A 15,226-nucleotide genomic window follows, 5' to 3' on the forward strand; every position below is an offset into this window, starting at 1 on the left:
AGAAGTCTGTGAAACAGAACTCCCTGAATGGATGGTTCAAGAGCGGCGCCCCGGGCGTCTGGATCAGCGGTGGCGCGGTGTCCATCGCGGTCATCATGACCATTGGCCTGCTGGCGGTGATCGCCGTGCGCGGCCTGGGTCACTTCTGGCCGGCGGATCTGATCCACGCCAACTACGACGTACCGGGCCAGGCCAATCACCTGGTCATCGGCGAAGTGGTGCAGAAAGAAGAAGTGCCCCGCGCCCGCCTGAAAAGCGCTGGCCTGCCGGTGCCCGATCAGGGCCCGGAATTCATGACCCGCGAGCTGATCAAGGTCGGCAACCGTGACTTGAATGGCAACGACTTCACCTGGATCGTCGGCGAGTGGCTGACCAACCAGACCAGGCCGCCAGAGTTGATGGCGATCGAACGTCGTGAGTGGGGCAACTTCTACGGCTACCTGGTCAACGTCAAACAGGACGGCAAGGTCATCGCTGAGGGCGAGGCTGCGTGGCCAGAGCTGCAAGCGCGGATCGACCGCGTGAACAAGCTCGCCGCGCAGCTCAAGTCCCTGGAGAAGACCGACATCGGTGCGATCAACTCCGGTCTGGAACGCATCCGTCTGCACGGCCGCAAACTGGAACTGGATGGCAAGCTCGACGCCACCGCGCAAGCGGACATGGACTCCGAGCGTGCCGAGCTGAACGCGCGTTATCAGGACGTCGAAGCACGTCTGAGCGATCTGCATGCGCAGTTCAACCGCGACGCCCTGACGGCTCGCGATGCCAACGGCAAAGAGATCGAAATCAGCCTCGGCAAAGTGGTTCACGCTTACCAGCCGAATGCCATGGGCACGATGACCAAGATCGGTTTCTACTTCAGCAAGGTCTGGGAGTTCCTGTCCGACGACCCGCGTGAAGCGAACACCGAAGGCGGGATCTTCCCGGCGATCTTCGGCACCGTGATGATGACCCTGATCATGGCGATGATCGTGACCCCGTTCGGCGTGCTGGCGGCGGTGTACCTGCGTGAATACGCCAAGCAGAACGCCCTGACCCGAATCATCCGCATCGCGGTGAACAACCTCGCCGGCGTTCCGGCCATTGTTTACGGGGTGTTCGGTCTGGGCTTCTTCGTTTACGTGCTGGGTGGCTCGGTCGACCGTCTGTTCTTCCCTGAAGCGCTGCCGGCCCCGACCTTCGGTACACCGGGCCTGCTCTGGGCGTCGTTGACCCTGGCGCTGCTGGCGGTACCGGTGGTGATCGTGGCGACCGAGGAAGGTCTGGCGCGTATCCCGCGTACTGTCCGCGAAGGCTCGCTGGCACTGGGCGCAACCAAGGCCGAGACGCTGTGGAAAATCGTCCTGCCGATGGCCAGCCCGGCGATGATGACCGGCATGATCCTCGCCGTGGCCCGCGCCGCCGGTGAAGTAGCACCGCTGATGCTGGTGGGTGTGGTGAAACTGGCACCGTCGCTGCCGCTGGACGGCAACTACCCGTACCTGCACCTGGACCAGAAGATCATGCACCTGGGCTTCCATATTTATGACGTCGGCTTCCAGAGCCCGAACGTCGAGGCGGCCCGTCCGCTGGTGTACGCCACGGCGCTGCTGCTGGTGCTGGTGATCGCCACGTTGAACCTGTCGGCAGTGTGGATTCGTAACCACCTGCGCGAAAAATACAAAGCGCTGGACAGCTAAAGCCATTAGCCACAAGCGGCAAGCTACAAACCGCTTTTGCTCAAACTTGCAGCTTGCAGCCAGAAGCTCGCAGCTACGAACGGAGTGAGAACCATGCAGCACGAAACACATACCCACGGCATCAACATGTCGGCCCTGGGTCGCGATAAACAGAGCCTGAGCCTTGAGCAGGAAACCGTCGCCATCGAAGTCCCGGGCCTGAGTCTGTTCTACGGTGAGAAGCAGGCGCTGTTCGACGTCAGCATGAACATCCCGAAACAGCGCGTGACCGCCTTCATCGGCCCGTCCGGCTGTGGCAAGTCCACGCTGCTGCGTACCTTCAACCGCATGAACGACCTGGTTGACGGCTGCCGTGTCGAGGGCGCGATCAACCTCTACGGCAACAACATCTATCGCAAGGGCGAAGACGTTGCCGAGCTGCGTCGTCGCGTCGGCATGGTGTTCCAGAAGCCGAACCCGTTCCCCAAGACCATCTACGAAAACGTGGTTTACGGTCTGCGCATCCAGGGCATCAACAAGAAGCGCATCCTCGACGAAGCCGTCGAGTGGGCGTTGAAAGGCGCGGCGTTGTGGGACGAAGTGAAGGATCGTCTGCATGACTCGGCACTCGGTCTGTCCGGTGGTCAGCAGCAGCGTCTGGTGATCGCCCGCACCATCGCGGTTGAGCCGGAAGTGTTGCTGCTCGACGAACCGTGCTCGGCCCTTGACCCGATCTCGACCCTGAAAGTCGAAGAGCTGATCTACGAGCTGAAGTCCAAGTTCACCATCGTCATCGTGACCCACAACATGCAGCAGGCCGCGCGGGTTTCCGACTACACGGCGTTCATGTACATGGGCAAACTGGTGGAATTCGGCGACACCGACACCCTGTTCACCAATCCGGCGAAGAAGCAGACCGAAGACTACATCACCGGTCGTTACGGCTAACAGATGGCGGTTGCTCACAGAATTTGACGCTGCGGCCCGCCGCACCTTACCGGACGCTCCAAGGACGCCACCATGATTAGTAAAGAAGGCCTTACCCACCATATCTCCGCGCAGTTCAATGCCGAGCTCGAGGAAGTGCGCAGCCACCTCCTGGCCATGGGCGGGCTGGTCGAGAAGCAGGTCAACGACGCGGTCACCGCGCTGATCGAGGCCGACTCGGGCCTTGCCCAGCAGGTGCGCGAGATCGACGACCAGATCAACCAGATGGAACGCAACATCGACGAAGAATGCCTGCGCATTCTCGCCCGTCGTCAGCCGGCGGCGTCCGACCTGCGGCTGATCATCAGCATCTCCAAGTCGGTGATCGACCTGGAGCGCATCGGTGACGAAGCGACCAAGATCGCCCGTCGCGCCATTCAGCTGTGCGAAGAAGGTGAGGCGCCGCGCGGTTACGTCGAAGTGCGTCACATCGGCGATCAGGTGCGCAACATGGTCCGTGATGCGCTGGACGCGTTTGCTCGCTTCGACGCCGATCTGGCGCTGTCGGTGGCGCAATACGACAAAGTCATCGACCGCGAATACAAGACCGCCCTGCGTGAGCTGGCGACCTACATGATGGAAGACCCGCGCTCTATCTCGCGGGTTCTGAGCATCATCTGGGTCCTGCGTTCGCTGGAGCGGATCGGCGACCACGCGCGCAACATCTCGGAACTGGTGATCTACCTGGTGCGCGGCACCGACGTGCGTCACCTGGGCCTCAAGCGCATGAAAGAAGAAGTTCAAGGTACAAGCGGCGAAACCGCTAATGTTCCGGGCGATGCTGACGATAAGTAAGATTGCCTGAGAAAAGCGCCCGGCCCTTTGGCCGGGCGTTTTTGTTTTGGACGCTTGAATCAGGAAATCGAATTAAAAAGCAGCACCCGCGAACGAAAAGTCCCGGCGTGACTGAAGATTGTTGGCAATGTGCCATCAGTAAAAGCGGTATGCTTGCCGGGATTTTTATAGGGGTGTTGGATGAGCAAGATCAGTGTGTTGGTCGTGGACGACGCTTCGTTCATTCGCGACCTGGTGAAAAAATGCCTGCGTAACTACTTCCCGGGGATCCGCACCGAGGACGCCGTCAACGGCAAAAAGGCCCAGGCCATGCTGGCCAAGGAAGCGTTCGACCTGGTGCTGTGCGACTGGGAGATGCCGGAAATGTCCGGCCTTGAACTGCTGACCTGGTGCCGTGAGCAGGACAATCTCAAGACCATGCCGTTCATCATGGTCACCAGCCGTGGCGACAAGGAAAACGTCGTCCAGGCGATCCAGGCCGGCGTTTCCGGCTATGTCAGCAAGCCGTTCACCAACGAGCAACTGCTGACCAAGGTCAAGCAGGCGCTGAACAAGGTCGGCAAGCTCGACACCCTGATGAACAGCGCGCCAACCAAGATGAATTCGGCCTTCGGCAACGACTCCCTGAGCGCGTTGACCGGTGGCAAGCCTGCCGTGGTGGGTGGCGCTCCGGCCGCCGCGGCGGTCAACCCGTTCGCCAAGCCTGCCGCTGCGGCGCCGGCGCCTGCTGCGCCGTCCCGTGGTTTGCTCAACAGTCCGCCAGTCCAGGCCCCGGCAGCCTCGAAAGCGCCGGCCGGTGGTCGTGGTCAAGGCCAGTTGCGCCTGCCGAGCGGCACCCAGCAATGCGTGATCAAGGCCCTGAGCATCAAGGAAGCGTTGCTGGTGGTGAAACGCACCGACACCCTGCCGCAGATCCTCGACAGCGCCGTGCTCGATCTGGAGCAGGGCGACAACGCCGAAATCGCCCGCCTCAACGGCTACCTGCATGCCGTCGTCGCCCACGAGCCGAAGCCGGACAGCGACTGGCTGCAACTGACCTTCCGTTTCGTCGACCAGGACGCGCAGAAGCTCGACTACATCTCCCGCCTGATCGCCCGCGGCACAGCGCAGAAGCACTTCGTTCCGGGCGCGTAAGCGGCGCATTGAAAAAGATCGCAGCCTGCGGCAGCTCCTACAGGGATCGCATTCCAATGTAGGAGCTGCCGCAGGCTGCGATCTTTTGCTTTGTGTGCTGCCCATTTTGAAACATCTGTCGACTAGCCTGGTCTGTCTCACCTGCTAGGCTCATTCCCAGGCCTCACTTCGACAGACTTTTGCCCATGCTCGCGCGCCTGCTGTTTTTCTGTGGTCTCTTCGTGGCCTCCACCTCGGCTGTGGCCATGACGATCTACAAATCCACCGATGCCAACGGCGTGGTCTCGTATAGCGACCGGCCGAGCAGAGGCTCGCAGGTGTTCGTGTTTCAGGACCGCATGGTCGAGCACCTGGAGCGCCAGGTGTATCTCGATATCAAGAAGCAGAAGGGCAGCGACGTGGTGTTCGTGCGCAACGATCTGTACGCGCCGGTCGAGGTGGCGCTGGCATTTACCGGGATGAGCAACGTGCGTGGCGCGCCAGCCCAGACTATCCGCCGGGTGTTGCCGGCGCGCAGCAACACGCGTCTGGCGCTGCTGACGGCGATCACCGGCGGCAAGCCGCTGGTGTATACGCCGCAGTTCCAGTATTCGCTGGGCGACCCTGCCGGTGCCGCACAGAGCTATCGCTATCCGTTGCCGTGGCGGGGCGGGCCGTTCCGCCTCAGTCAGGGCGCCAACGGTCAGTACAGCCACTATGGGCCGAAGAACAAGTATGCGATGGACATCGCCATGCCGGTCGGCACCCAGATCATCGCGGCGCGGGCCGGGGTGGTGGTGAAAGTCGAGAATTCACAGAGCGGGCGCGGCACCGATGCCTCCGGCAATTTCGTCCGGGTGCTGCACAATGACGGCACGATGGGTGTGTACCTGCACCTCAAGCAAGGTTCGGTGAGCGTACGCGAGGGACAGCGGGTGACGGTCGGCAGCCCGCTGGCGCTGTCCGGCAACACCGGCAACAGCAGCGGCCCGCACCTGCACTTTGTGGTGCAGCGCAATACCGGGCAGGGGCTGGTATCGATTCCGTATCAGTTCAACCAGCCGCTGGGGGCGTTGCCCAACTTTGCGTTGGGCAAACAGTAAATCCAGCGCAGATCAAACGGGGGATGTTCTCTGTGGCGAGGGGGCTTGCCCCCGTTGGATGGCGAAGCCATCCCAAAACCTCAAATGCGGTGTATCAGAACTGACGCGTTAGCCGGGCGGGGCTGCTTCGCAGCCCAACGGGGGCAAGCCCCTCACCACAGGAGCCCCAGAGCCCCCATCAATCCAGCATCAACACCTTGGCCAGTACAATCTTCGGCCCTTTCATTTTCTTGATGATGATCCGCAGGCCTTCGACTTCCAGCACTTCTTCCTCTTCCGGCACCCGTTTCAGGGTCTCGTAAACGAGTCCTGCGAGGGTTTCGGCTTCGATGTGGTCGAGGTCGATGCCGAGCAGGCGTTCAACCTTGAACAGCGGGGTATCGCCCCGCACCAGCAGCTTGCCCGGCTGATAGGCGAGGATCCCGCGTTCAGCCTTGCGGTGTTCGTCCTGGATGTCGCCCACCAGCACTTCCAGCACGTCTTCCATGGTCAGGTAGCCGATGATGTTGCCGTCGGCTTCCTCGACCACGGCGAAGTGCGAGCCGCCCTTGCGGAACTGCTCCAGCAGCTGCGACAGCGGCATGTGCCGCGACACACGCTCCAGCGGGCGGGTCAGTTCAGCCAGGTTGAACGACTCGGGAATGTGGTCCAGCGCTGCCAGTTCCAGCAGCAGGTCCTTGATGTGCAGCAGGCCGACGAACTCCTGGCGCTCGCTGTCGTACACCGGGTAACGGCTGAACTTGTGGCGACGGAACATCGCCAGGATTTCTTTCAGCGGCGCGTTGAATTCCAGAGTGATCAGGTCTTCCCGGGAGTTGGCCCAGTCGACCACTTCCAGTTCGCCCATTTCCACCGCCGAGGCCAGTACGCGCATGCCCTGGTCGCTCGGGTCCTGACCACGGCTGGAGTGCAGGATCAGTTTCAGTTCTTCGCGGCTGTAATGGTGTTCGTGGTGCGGGCCGGGTTCGCCCTGGCCGGCGATACGCAGAATCGCGTTGGCGCTGGCGTTAAGCAGGTAGATCGCCGGGTACATCGCCCAGTAGAACAGGTACAGCGGCACCGCCGTCCACAGCGACAGCAGCTCGGGTTTGCGGATCGCCCACGACTTGGGTGCCAGCTCACCGACCACGATGTGCAGGTACGAAATGATGAAGAACGCGGTAAAGAACGAAATGCCTTTGACCACTTCCGGCGATTGCACGCCGACCGCGCTCAGCAGCGGCTCGAGAATGTGTGCGAACGCCGGCTCACCGACCCAGCCCAGGCCCAGGGAGGCGAGGGTGATGCCGAGCTGACACGCCGAGAGGTACGCATCGAGCTGACTGTGCACGGTGCGCAGGATGTGCCCGCGCCAGCCGTTCTTGTCGGCGATGGCCTCGACCCGGGTCGAGCGCAGTTTGACCATGGCGAATTCCGCCGCAACGAAAAAGCCGTTGAGCAAAACCAGGATCAGAGCGAAAAGAATCATGCCGAAATCGGCGAATATTGTTGCGAGGGACAAGCCAGGGGAAGGGTCCATGATGGAGTTTTGCGGGTTCCGTGTGATTCGTAAGAGAGAAGAAATCGCGCCTGAAAGGCAGGCGCAAGTCAGCCAATGTAGCGGCTGACATGGCGATTGCCTAGTGGCGCGTGCTGGCCGGTATCACTCGGCGGTGCTGATCGCCCGTACCTGAGCCACCTGGGCCGGGGCGAAATGGCAGGTGAACGTGCTGCCGTGACCGGGCACGCTGCTGATCTCCATTCGCGCGCGGTGGCGCAGCAGCACGTGTTTGACGATCGCCAGGCCCAGTCCGGTGCCGCCGGTATTGGAGTTGCGGCTGGAGTCGACGCGATAGAAACGCTCGGTCAGGCGCGGCAGGTGTTTGCTGTCGATGCCGATCCCCGAATCCTGCACGCTCAGGTGCGCACCTTGCTCGTCACCCCACCAGCGAATGCGGATGTTGCCCTCGGCCGGGGTGTACTTCACGGCGTTGAACACCAGGTTGGAAAACGCGCTGCGCAATTCCGCCTCGCTGCCCTTGAGCAGGATGCGCGCATCAGCGTCGAGGGTGATTGTCTGGTTTTTCTGCCCGGACAACTGCTGCGCGTCGCTCTTGATCGATTGCAGCAGGGTGTCGACCTGCACCGGCTGGTTGTCCGAGGGGTAATCGGTGGCTTCCAGCTTCGCCAGCAGCAACAGATCGTTGAGCAGCGTCTGCATGCGCCCGCCCTGTTGCTGCATTTGCTGCAGTGCGCGGCTCCAGCGCGGGTTCACTTCCTCGACATTGTCGAGCAGGGTTTCCAGGTAGCCGCAGATCACCGTCAGTGGCGTACGCAGTTCGTGGGACACGTTGGCGATGAAGTCTTTGCGCATCTGCTCCAGCTGATGGATGCGCGTGACGTCGCGCACCAGCATCAGGTGTTCGTTGTTGCCGTAGCGAGTGAGGTACAGCTGAATGCGCACGCGATCGTTGGTCGGCGAGGGGATTTCCAGCGGCTCGGCGTAGCTTTCCTGCTCGAAGTATTCCTTGAAGCGTGGATGCCGCACCAGGTTGGTCACCGGTTGGCCGCTGTCCTGCGGGGTCTTGAGGCCGAGCAGAGTTTCGGCGGCGCGGTTCCACCATTCCAGGTTGCCGTCGCTGTCGAGCATGATCACTGCGTCTTTCAGCGCGGCGGTGGACTCTTGCACCCGGTCGATCACCGCTTGCAGGCGCCCGCGCACCCGTTGGTCGCGGCGCTGCAGGTGGTAGATGCTGTCGAACACCTCGCCCCACAGGCCGTAGCCGTCGGGCGGTGCTTCATCAGGTTGGTGCAGGCGCAGCCATTCGTGCAGGCGCAGCAGTTGTTTGAGCGTCCAGGCCAGGTAAAGGCCCAGGCCTGCAGCGAGGCTCCAGCCGTAATAGCCGGTGATCAGGCCGATCACCAGACAGGCGGTGACCAGCAACAGCATGTGGCGAATCAGGGTGCCATGCCAGTTTTGATTCACGAGGGCGTCCTTAGCCGCAGCTTCAAGTTTCAAGCTGCAAGCTAAAAGTCAGAGCAGCTCGCTGTTTCTCGCCGCTTGTAGCTAGAAGCTTGCAGCTGTTTTTATGCTTTTGTGGAGAACCGGTAGCCGGTGCCGCGCACGGTTTGTACCAGATTTTCGTAAGCATCGCCGAGAGCCTTGCGCAGACGCCGGATGTGCACGTCGACGGTGCGCTCTTCAACATAGACGTTGCCGCCCCAGACCTGATCCAGCAATTGCCCGCGCGTGTAGGCGCGTTCCTGGTGGGTCATGAAGAATTGCAGCAGACGGTATTCGGTCGGGCCCATCTCGGCAGGTTTGCCATCGATGGTCACGCGGTGGCTGATCGGGTCGAGCAGCAGGCCACCGACTTCGATCGGCGCTTCGCCATCGGTCGGGCCGGCGCGGCGCAGCACAGCCTTGAGGCGGGCGACCAGTTCGCGCGGTGAGAACGGCTTGGTGATGTAGTCGTCGGCGCCGACTTCCAGGCCCTGGATCTTGTTGTCCTCTTCGCCCTTGGCGGTGAGCATGATGATCGGGATGTCCCCGGTCAGCTCGTCCCGCTTGAGGCGTCGGGCCAGCTCGATGCCGGAGGTGCCGGGCAGCATCCAGTCGAGCAGGATCAGGTCCGGTTTGCGGTCAACGATGATGGCGTGAGCCTGCTGCGAGTTCTCTGCCTCGAGGCAGTCATAGCCGGCCATTTCCAACGCAACGGCGATCATTTCGCGAATGGGCGCTTCGTCGTCGACGATCAGAATGCTCCTGCCAACCATGCCTTAATCCTCTTGTCATTTAACTGTCTTGCGCCGCATTAGATAACGGAATTATTGCAGTCGTGTGACAGTATTTTAGTCGCCCGGCGGTTGGCGTGATCCTGAACTAAGCTCTAAGTCCGAATCCTGACAACCACAAAAGAAGGTTTCCATGACTCAAATGACTGCTTCTTTCAAAGCCCTGCTGCTTGCCGCTGCCATGGCGTTGCCATCGATGGCGTTCGCCGCTGATCCGGCGATGGAAAAGGACGGCATGTTTACCGATCACAAGGGCATGACCCTGTACACCTTCGCCAAGGACTCTGCGGGCAAGTCCATGTGCAACGACAAGTGCGCTGCGAACTGGCCACCGCTGATGGCCACGGCCGGTGACAAGTCCATGGGCGACTGGACCGTGATCAAGCGTGACGATGGCAAGATGCAATGGGCCTACGAAGGCAAACCGCTGTACACCTTCGTCATGGACAAGAAGGCTGGTGACATGACCGGTGAGGGCAAAATGGACGGCGCCTGGCACGTCGCCAAGGCCAAGTAAACGCAAATCCCCTGTAGGAGTAAGCCTGCTCGCGATGACGGTGTATCAGTCACATTGCGGTTAACTGATACACCGTCATCGCGAGCAGGCTCACTCCTACAAGGGGGGGCATTCAGCGCAACGCGTAATCCAGCACGATCCCGACAAAGATCGCCAACCCGGCCCAATGGTTGTGCAAGAACGCCTTGAAGCAACGCATCCGGTCGCGATCACGGGTGTACCAGAACTCCCACGCGTAACAACCCGCCGCCACCAGCAGACCGAGGTGGAACCACGTCCCCAGCTCGAACTTCGACCCCGCCAGCAACAGGCAACCCAGCGACAACGCCTGCAGCGTCAGGATGATTATTCGGTCCGCATCGCCGAACAGGATCGCCGTGGATTTCACGCCGATCGTCAGGTCGTCGTCACGATCGGTCATTGCGTAATAGGTGTCGTAACCCACCGTCCACAGCAGGTTGGCGATCCACAGCAGCCAGGCGGCGGCGGGCAGTTCGCCGGTCTCGGCGGTGAACGCCATCGGCATGCCCCACGAGAATGCCGCGCCGAGTACCACTTGCGGGTAATAGGTGTAGCGCTTCATGAACGGGTAGGTGAACGCCAGTGCCAGGCCGCCCAGCGACAGCCAGATGGTCGGCGCATTGGTGCATAGCACCAGCAGGAAGCTCACACCCATCAGCAGCGCGAAGAACACCAGCGCCTCTTTCGAACTGATCTTGCCGCTGGCCAGCGGCCGTTGTGCGGTGCGTTTGACGTGGCCGTCGACCTTGCGATCGGCCCAGTCGTTGATCACGCAGCCGCCGGCGCGGGTCAGCACCACGCCGAGCACGAAAATCACGATATTGGCCAGCGATGGCGAGCCCTTGCCGGCAATCCACAACGCCCACAGCGTCGGCCACAGCAGCAGGTAAATGCCGATCGGCTTGTCCATGCGCGTGAGCTGAATGAAATCCCAGGCGCGCGGATTCAAGCGGTTCAGGGACTTGAGCAGGCTCTGGTACATCAGCAGTTCTCCGGATGGGCGCGGGCCGCGCTCCACAAGGTCGGCAGGAAAATCTCCGCCACCAGCACGCTCAAGGCGCCACGGTCGAAGCGCGAGCGGCGACCCCACAGTTCAGGCGCACGGCATACTGGCGGCAACCAGTCTTGCGGGTAGTGACAGACCTCAATGGCGCGACGCTGAAACGCATGATCGCAAAACAGCAGTTCGCCCAGCGAGCGGCTGCCCAGTTCATCCATGTGCAAGCCGTCACCTTGCAAGGCCGCACGCGACGCCACACTGCGGGCGAACACCCAGGCCTCGCCGTGACCGCGCAGATACACCTCGCGCACCCAGCCTTCGCTGCTTTCAGCCAGCTCCAGCGCCGCGCATTCGTCGCTGCGCAGGGTGGCCCAGCCTTCGAATAACGGCGTGACACTGAAGCCGTCATTGGACAGCCGTGTCAGGCGGCGGGTCAGCGAGCCTTCGTCGAACAACCAGTCCAGGGTCAACGAATCGGGAAGGGGCGTCAGTTGGCTTTGGGTCAGCCAGAGCGGGGCCGGGCAGGCATTTGAATGGTGCACAATGAGTCATTATTGGCCGCAAATGAGGCGGCGAGCTTAACATGGCGTGCTGCGATTTTGATTGATCCGGGGCGCCGTTGCGCCGAACAGGCTTGCATCTGCCCAGCACCATCAGTACAAAACGCCCTGAGCCGGATGGCAGCGTCCCTCCATCGACCGTCCGCGCCGACAAAAGCCTGAACCCTGAGGAAGTACCTGAATGAAAAAGTGGCAATGCATCGTCTGCGGCCTGATCTACAACGAAGCCGACGGTTGGCCGGATGACGGCATCGCGCCGGGCACCCTGTGGCAAGACGTGCCGGAAGACTGGCTGTGCCCGGATTGCGGCGTGGGCAAGTCGGACTTCGAAATGATCGAAATCAACTGAGAAAAACCAAGGAGTAAGGCATGAACGCACCTGTCGTAATCGTCGGCACCGGGCTTGCGGGTTACAACCTGGCCCGGGAGTTTCGCAAACTCGATGGCGAAACCCCGCTGCTGCTGATTACCGCCGATGACGGGCGCTCTTACTCCAAGCCGATGCTCTCCACCGGTTTCGGCAAGAACAAGGACGCCGACGGCCTGAGCATGGCCGAACCCGGCACCATGGCCGAGCAGTTGAAGGCCGAAGTGCGCACCCACACGCGCATCAGTGGCATCGACGCCGGCCACAAGCGCCTGTGGATTGGCGAAGAAGCGGTGTACTACCGCGACCTGATCCTCGCCTGGGGCGCAGAAACCGTGCGTGTGCCGATCGAGGGCGATGGCGCCGATCTGGTATTCCCGATCAACGATCTTGAAGACTACGCGCGCTTTCGCGCCGCCGCTGCGGGCAAGCGCCGCGTCTTGCTGCTGGGTGCGGGCCTGATCGGCTGCGAATTCGCCAACGACCTGATCCTCGGCGGTTACGAGGTGCAACTGGTGGCGCCGTGCGAGCAAGTGATGCCGATGCTGCTGCACCCGGCCGCTGCGGCAGCGGTGCAGGCCGGGCTGGAAAGCCTGGGCGCGCGTTTTCACCTCGGCCCGGTGCTGACCCGTCTGCAAAAGGTTGCCGACGGGCTGGAGGCGCATCTGTCCGACGGTCAGGTCATTGCCTGCGATGTGGTGGTGTCGGCCATCGGCCTGCGTCCGCGCATCGATCTGGCGGCGGCTGCCGGGGTGCAGGTCAATCGCGGTGTGGTTGTCGACCGGCACCTGAAGACCTCCCACGCCAATATCTACGCCCTGGGCGACTGCGCCGAGGTCGATGGGCTGAACTTGTTGTACGTGATGCCCCTCATGAGCTGTGCGCGTGCGCTGGCACAGACCCTGGCCGGCAATCCGACTGCCGTGAGCTACGGCCCGATGCCGATCACTGTGAAAACCCCGGTGTGCCCGTTGGTCGTTTCGCCCCCGCCACGGGGCAGCGAAGGTGTCTGGACCGTCGAAGGGCAGGGCGCCGACATCAAGGCCCTGTGCCACCGCGCCGATGGCCAGTTGCTCGGCTACGCGCTCACCGGCGCGGCAGTGATGGAAAAACTCGCCCTGAACAAACAGCTTCCGGCCCTGCTGGCGTAAATGCCGGTCGTTCTGTCGGAATCACCCCGCTTTTGCCCCTACAAAGGTCGCGGGGAGACTGGCGCCGCCGGTATCCGCGTGCCATCCTCACTCCCGTCTGCCGCAGAGTAGAGCCTGCGGCGCCTTGGGCGCTGTTCCAACGAGAACAGCACGGACATAACAACAAAAAACCGTCAAAGGGGCTTCACTAATGCGTAAACCAGAACTCGCCGCTGCAATCGCTGAAAAAGCAGATCTGACCAAAGAACAGGCCAACCGCGTTCTCAACGCCGTCCTCGAAGAAATCACCGGCGCTCTGCACCGCAAGGACAGCGTCACGCTGGTGGGCTTCGGCACCTTCCTGCAACGCCACCGCGGCGCCCGCACCGGCAAAAACCCGCAAACCGGTGAGCCAGTCAAAATCAAGGCCAGCAACACCGTCGCCTTCAAGCCAGGCAAGTCGTTGAAAGACAGCGTCAATCCGTAACACGCACCGACTACCCGCCTGGCGGGTGAGCGGGATAAAAAATGGGCACGCCAACGAGGTTGGGTGTCCATTTTTTTTGATTTTTCACGGCCTCTTGCTGGGTTTTGCGCAGGATGCGCCGACTCAGATGACTGATCCACCCAGGCTTGCTCCCGTCCGTTGCATCAGTGACGCCCCCTCGATCGACCAGCGGCTCAAAACCCTCTTTTGCAAGCAACGTCGCCGAACTGGTCGCGAATGAACTTCTGGAAACCTCGCGAGCTGAAACGTATCAGCTTCAGAAAAATATCAAATTATGCACAAATGCATTTTTTTGTTGACCCGCAGGAGCGAGTCTCTTAAAGTGAATTTGCTGTATGCATATACAGTATTTTTTGGATCGAATATTTATTCGAATTCATTCATGGACGAGGTATTACCCTATGACAAGCAACACTGAAAAGTTTGGCAAAACCCCCCATCAATCCAGCCTCTGGACCCGCGCTGATGCGTTGAAAGTCCGTGCGGACGATCCCACCACCACTCAGCCGCTGGTCAGTGCGGATTTCCCGGTATTGAGCAACGAAGTGTTCATCTGGGACACCATGCCGCTGCGCGACCTGGACGGTAACGTGACGTCCGTCGATGGCTGGTCGGTGATCTTCACCCTGACCGCTGATCGACATCCAGACGACCCTGAGTACATCGACGAGAACGGCAACTACGACATCACCCGCGACTGGAACGACCGCCACGGTCGGGCAAAGATGTACTACTGGTTTTCTCGTACCGGCAAGGACTGGAAACTCGGCGGCCGTGTGATGGCGGAAGGGGTTTCGCCGACCGCTCGCGAATGGGCCGGTACGCCGATCCTGTTGAACGACCAGGGTGAGGTGGACCTGTATTACACCGCTGTCACCCCGGGCGCGACCATCGTCAAGGTGCGGGGCCGGGTGGTGACTACCGAACATGGCGTCAGCATGGTCGGCTTCGAGAAGGTCAAGCCGTTGTTCGAGGCCGACGGCAAGATGTACCAGACCGAAGCACAGAACTCCTTTTGGGGCTTCCGTGACCCATGGCCATTCCGCGACCCGAAGGATGGCAAGCTGTATATGTTGTTCGAGGGCAACGTGGCCGGCGAGCGCGGCTCGCACAAGGTGGGCGAAGCGGAAATTGGCGATGTGCCGCCGGGTTATGAAAACGTCGGCAACTCGCGTTTTCAGACTGCCTGTGTCGGCATCGCCGTGGCCCGTGATGCGGACGGCGACGACTGGGAAATGCTACCGCCGCTGCTGACCGCCGTGGGGGTCAACGACCAGACGGAACGCCCGCACTTCGTGTTCCAGGACGGCAAGTACTACCTGTTCACCATCAGCCATACGTTCACCTATGCCGACGGTGTGACCGGGCCGGACGGGGTATACGGTTTTGTCGCGGATTCGCTGTTCGGCCCTTACGTGCCGTTGAACGGTTCCGGCCTGGTGCTGGGCAACCCGTCTTCGCAGCCGTTCCAGACCTACTCGCACTATGTGATGCCCAACGGCCTCGTGACCTCCTTTATCGACAGCGTACCGACCGACGCAACCGGCACGCAGATTCGTATCGGCGGCACTGAGGCACCGACGGTGGGCATGAAGATAAAAGGGCAGCAGACGTTCGTGGTGGCGGAGTACGACTACGGCTATATCCCGCCGATGCTGGACGTCACGCTCAAATAATAGAGATACAGGGCTTT

15 protein-coding genes are annotated in these 15,226 nt (G+C 61.3%); 10 read left to right on the forward strand and 5 right to left on the reverse strand.

Annotated elements, in window-relative coordinates:
- Positions 1-8 precede the first annotated feature (8 nt).
- From pstA to KKQ10_RS05765, 5 genes are all read left to right on the forward strand, one after another.
- Positions 9-1,679, forward strand: coding sequence for a phosphate ABC transporter permease PstA (pstA, locus tag KKQ10_RS05745; RefSeq protein WP_215500516.1), 1,671 nt, complete (start codon positions 9-11; stop codon positions 1,677-1,679).
- Positions 1,680-1,772: 93 nt separating this feature from the next.
- Positions 1,773-2,606 carry a phosphate ABC transporter ATP-binding protein PstB gene (gene pstB, locus KKQ10_RS05750; protein ID WP_007962289.1) on the forward strand — a complete coding sequence of 278 codons (834 nt, stop codon included), beginning with the start codon at positions 1,773-1,775 and terminating at the stop codon, positions 2,604-2,606.
- Positions 2,607-2,678: 72 nt separating this feature from the next.
- Positions 2,679-3,440, forward strand: coding sequence for a phosphate signaling complex protein PhoU (gene phoU / locus KKQ10_RS05755; RefSeq protein WP_007962290.1), 762 nt, complete (start codon positions 2,679-2,681; stop codon positions 3,438-3,440).
- Between the two features lie 180 nt (positions 3,441-3,620).
- Positions 3,621-4,574, forward strand: a complete 954-nt coding sequence (locus KKQ10_RS05760; protein WP_127649600.1) for a response regulator — start codon at positions 3,621-3,623, stop codon at positions 4,572-4,574.
- A 185-nt stretch (positions 4,575-4,759) separates the two neighbouring features.
- Positions 4,760-5,656 (forward strand): peptidoglycan DD-metalloendopeptidase family protein, encoded by an 897-nt coding sequence (locus KKQ10_RS05765; RefSeq protein WP_215500517.1) that lies wholly within the window; start codon positions 4,760-4,762, stop codon positions 5,654-5,656.
- A gap of 178 nt (positions 5,657-5,834) precedes the next feature.
- On the opposite strand, the gene KKQ10_RS05770 is transcribed toward KKQ10_RS05765, so the two are convergent.
- The 3 genes from KKQ10_RS05770 to phoB form a co-directional block, all read right to left on the reverse strand.
- Complete coding sequence (locus tag KKQ10_RS05770) at positions 5,835-7,175, reverse strand: hemolysin family protein (RefSeq protein ID WP_003229612.1); 1,341 nt, start codon at positions 7,173-7,175, stop codon at positions 5,835-5,837.
- Positions 7,176-7,298: 123 nt separating this feature from the next.
- A complete protein-coding gene (gene phoR, locus KKQ10_RS05775) occupies positions 7,299-8,585 on the reverse strand; it encodes a phosphate regulon sensor histidine kinase PhoR (RefSeq protein ID WP_252191522.1) in 1,287 nt (428 codons plus the stop codon).
- Positions 8,586-8,722: 137 nt separating this feature from the next.
- Positions 8,723-9,412: a phosphate regulon transcriptional regulator PhoB gene (gene phoB / locus KKQ10_RS05780; RefSeq protein WP_007896474.1), complete on the reverse strand. Its 690-nt coding sequence runs from the start codon at positions 9,410-9,412 to the stop codon at positions 8,723-8,725.
- A 151-nt stretch (positions 9,413-9,563) separates the two neighbouring features.
- Here phoB and KKQ10_RS05785 point away from each other — a divergent pair, with 151 nt between their 5' ends.
- A complete protein-coding gene (locus KKQ10_RS05785) occupies positions 9,564-9,947 on the forward strand; it encodes a COG4315 family predicted lipoprotein (protein WP_127649603.1) in 384 nt (127 codons plus the stop codon).
- A gap of 112 nt (positions 9,948-10,059) precedes the next feature.
- Here KKQ10_RS05785 and ubiA read toward each other — a convergent pair whose 3' ends face one another.
- A complete protein-coding gene (gene ubiA / locus KKQ10_RS05790; RefSeq protein WP_127649604.1) occupies positions 10,060-10,950 on the reverse strand; it encodes a 4-hydroxybenzoate octaprenyltransferase in 891 nt (296 codons plus the stop codon).
- Entirely contained in the window at positions 10,950-11,510 is a 561-nt protein-coding gene (locus tag KKQ10_RS05795; RefSeq protein WP_127649605.1) for a chorismate--pyruvate lyase family protein, read from the reverse strand. Before KKQ10_RS05795 ends, ubiA begins: the two co-directional genes overlap by 1 nt.
- 199 nt (positions 11,511-11,709) lie before the next feature.
- Between KKQ10_RS05795 and KKQ10_RS05800 the strand changes: the two genes are divergently transcribed.
- The 4 genes from KKQ10_RS05800 (at position 11,710) to KKQ10_RS05815 (ending at position 15,209) form a co-directional block, all read left to right on the forward strand.
- Positions 11,710-11,877 carry a rubredoxin gene (locus KKQ10_RS05800; protein WP_003229600.1) on the forward strand — a complete coding sequence of 56 codons (168 nt, stop codon included), beginning with the start codon at positions 11,710-11,712 and terminating at the stop codon, positions 11,875-11,877.
- Between the two features lie 20 nt (positions 11,878-11,897).
- Positions 11,898-13,046, forward strand: coding sequence for an NAD(P)/FAD-dependent oxidoreductase (locus KKQ10_RS05805; RefSeq protein WP_215500518.1), 1,149 nt, complete (start codon positions 11,898-11,900; stop codon positions 13,044-13,046).
- Positions 13,047-13,236: 190 nt separating this feature from the next.
- Positions 13,237-13,512, forward strand: coding sequence for an HU family DNA-binding protein (locus tag KKQ10_RS05810; RefSeq protein WP_003213368.1), 276 nt, complete (start codon positions 13,237-13,239; stop codon positions 13,510-13,512).
- Positions 13,513-13,934: 422 nt separating this feature from the next.
- The gene (locus tag KKQ10_RS05815) at positions 13,935-15,209 is read left to right on the forward strand and encodes a glycoside hydrolase family 68 protein (protein WP_215500519.1); all 1,275 of its coding nucleotides are present in this window, start codon (positions 13,935-13,937) and stop codon (positions 15,207-15,209) included.
- The last annotated feature ends 17 nt before the right edge of the window (positions 15,210-15,226 follow it).

This window comes from Pseudomonas sp. MG-9 (assembly GCF_018729515.1).
Taxonomy (GTDB): Bacteria; Pseudomonadota; Gammaproteobacteria; order Pseudomonadales; family Pseudomonadaceae; genus Aquipseudomonas; species Aquipseudomonas serboccidentalis.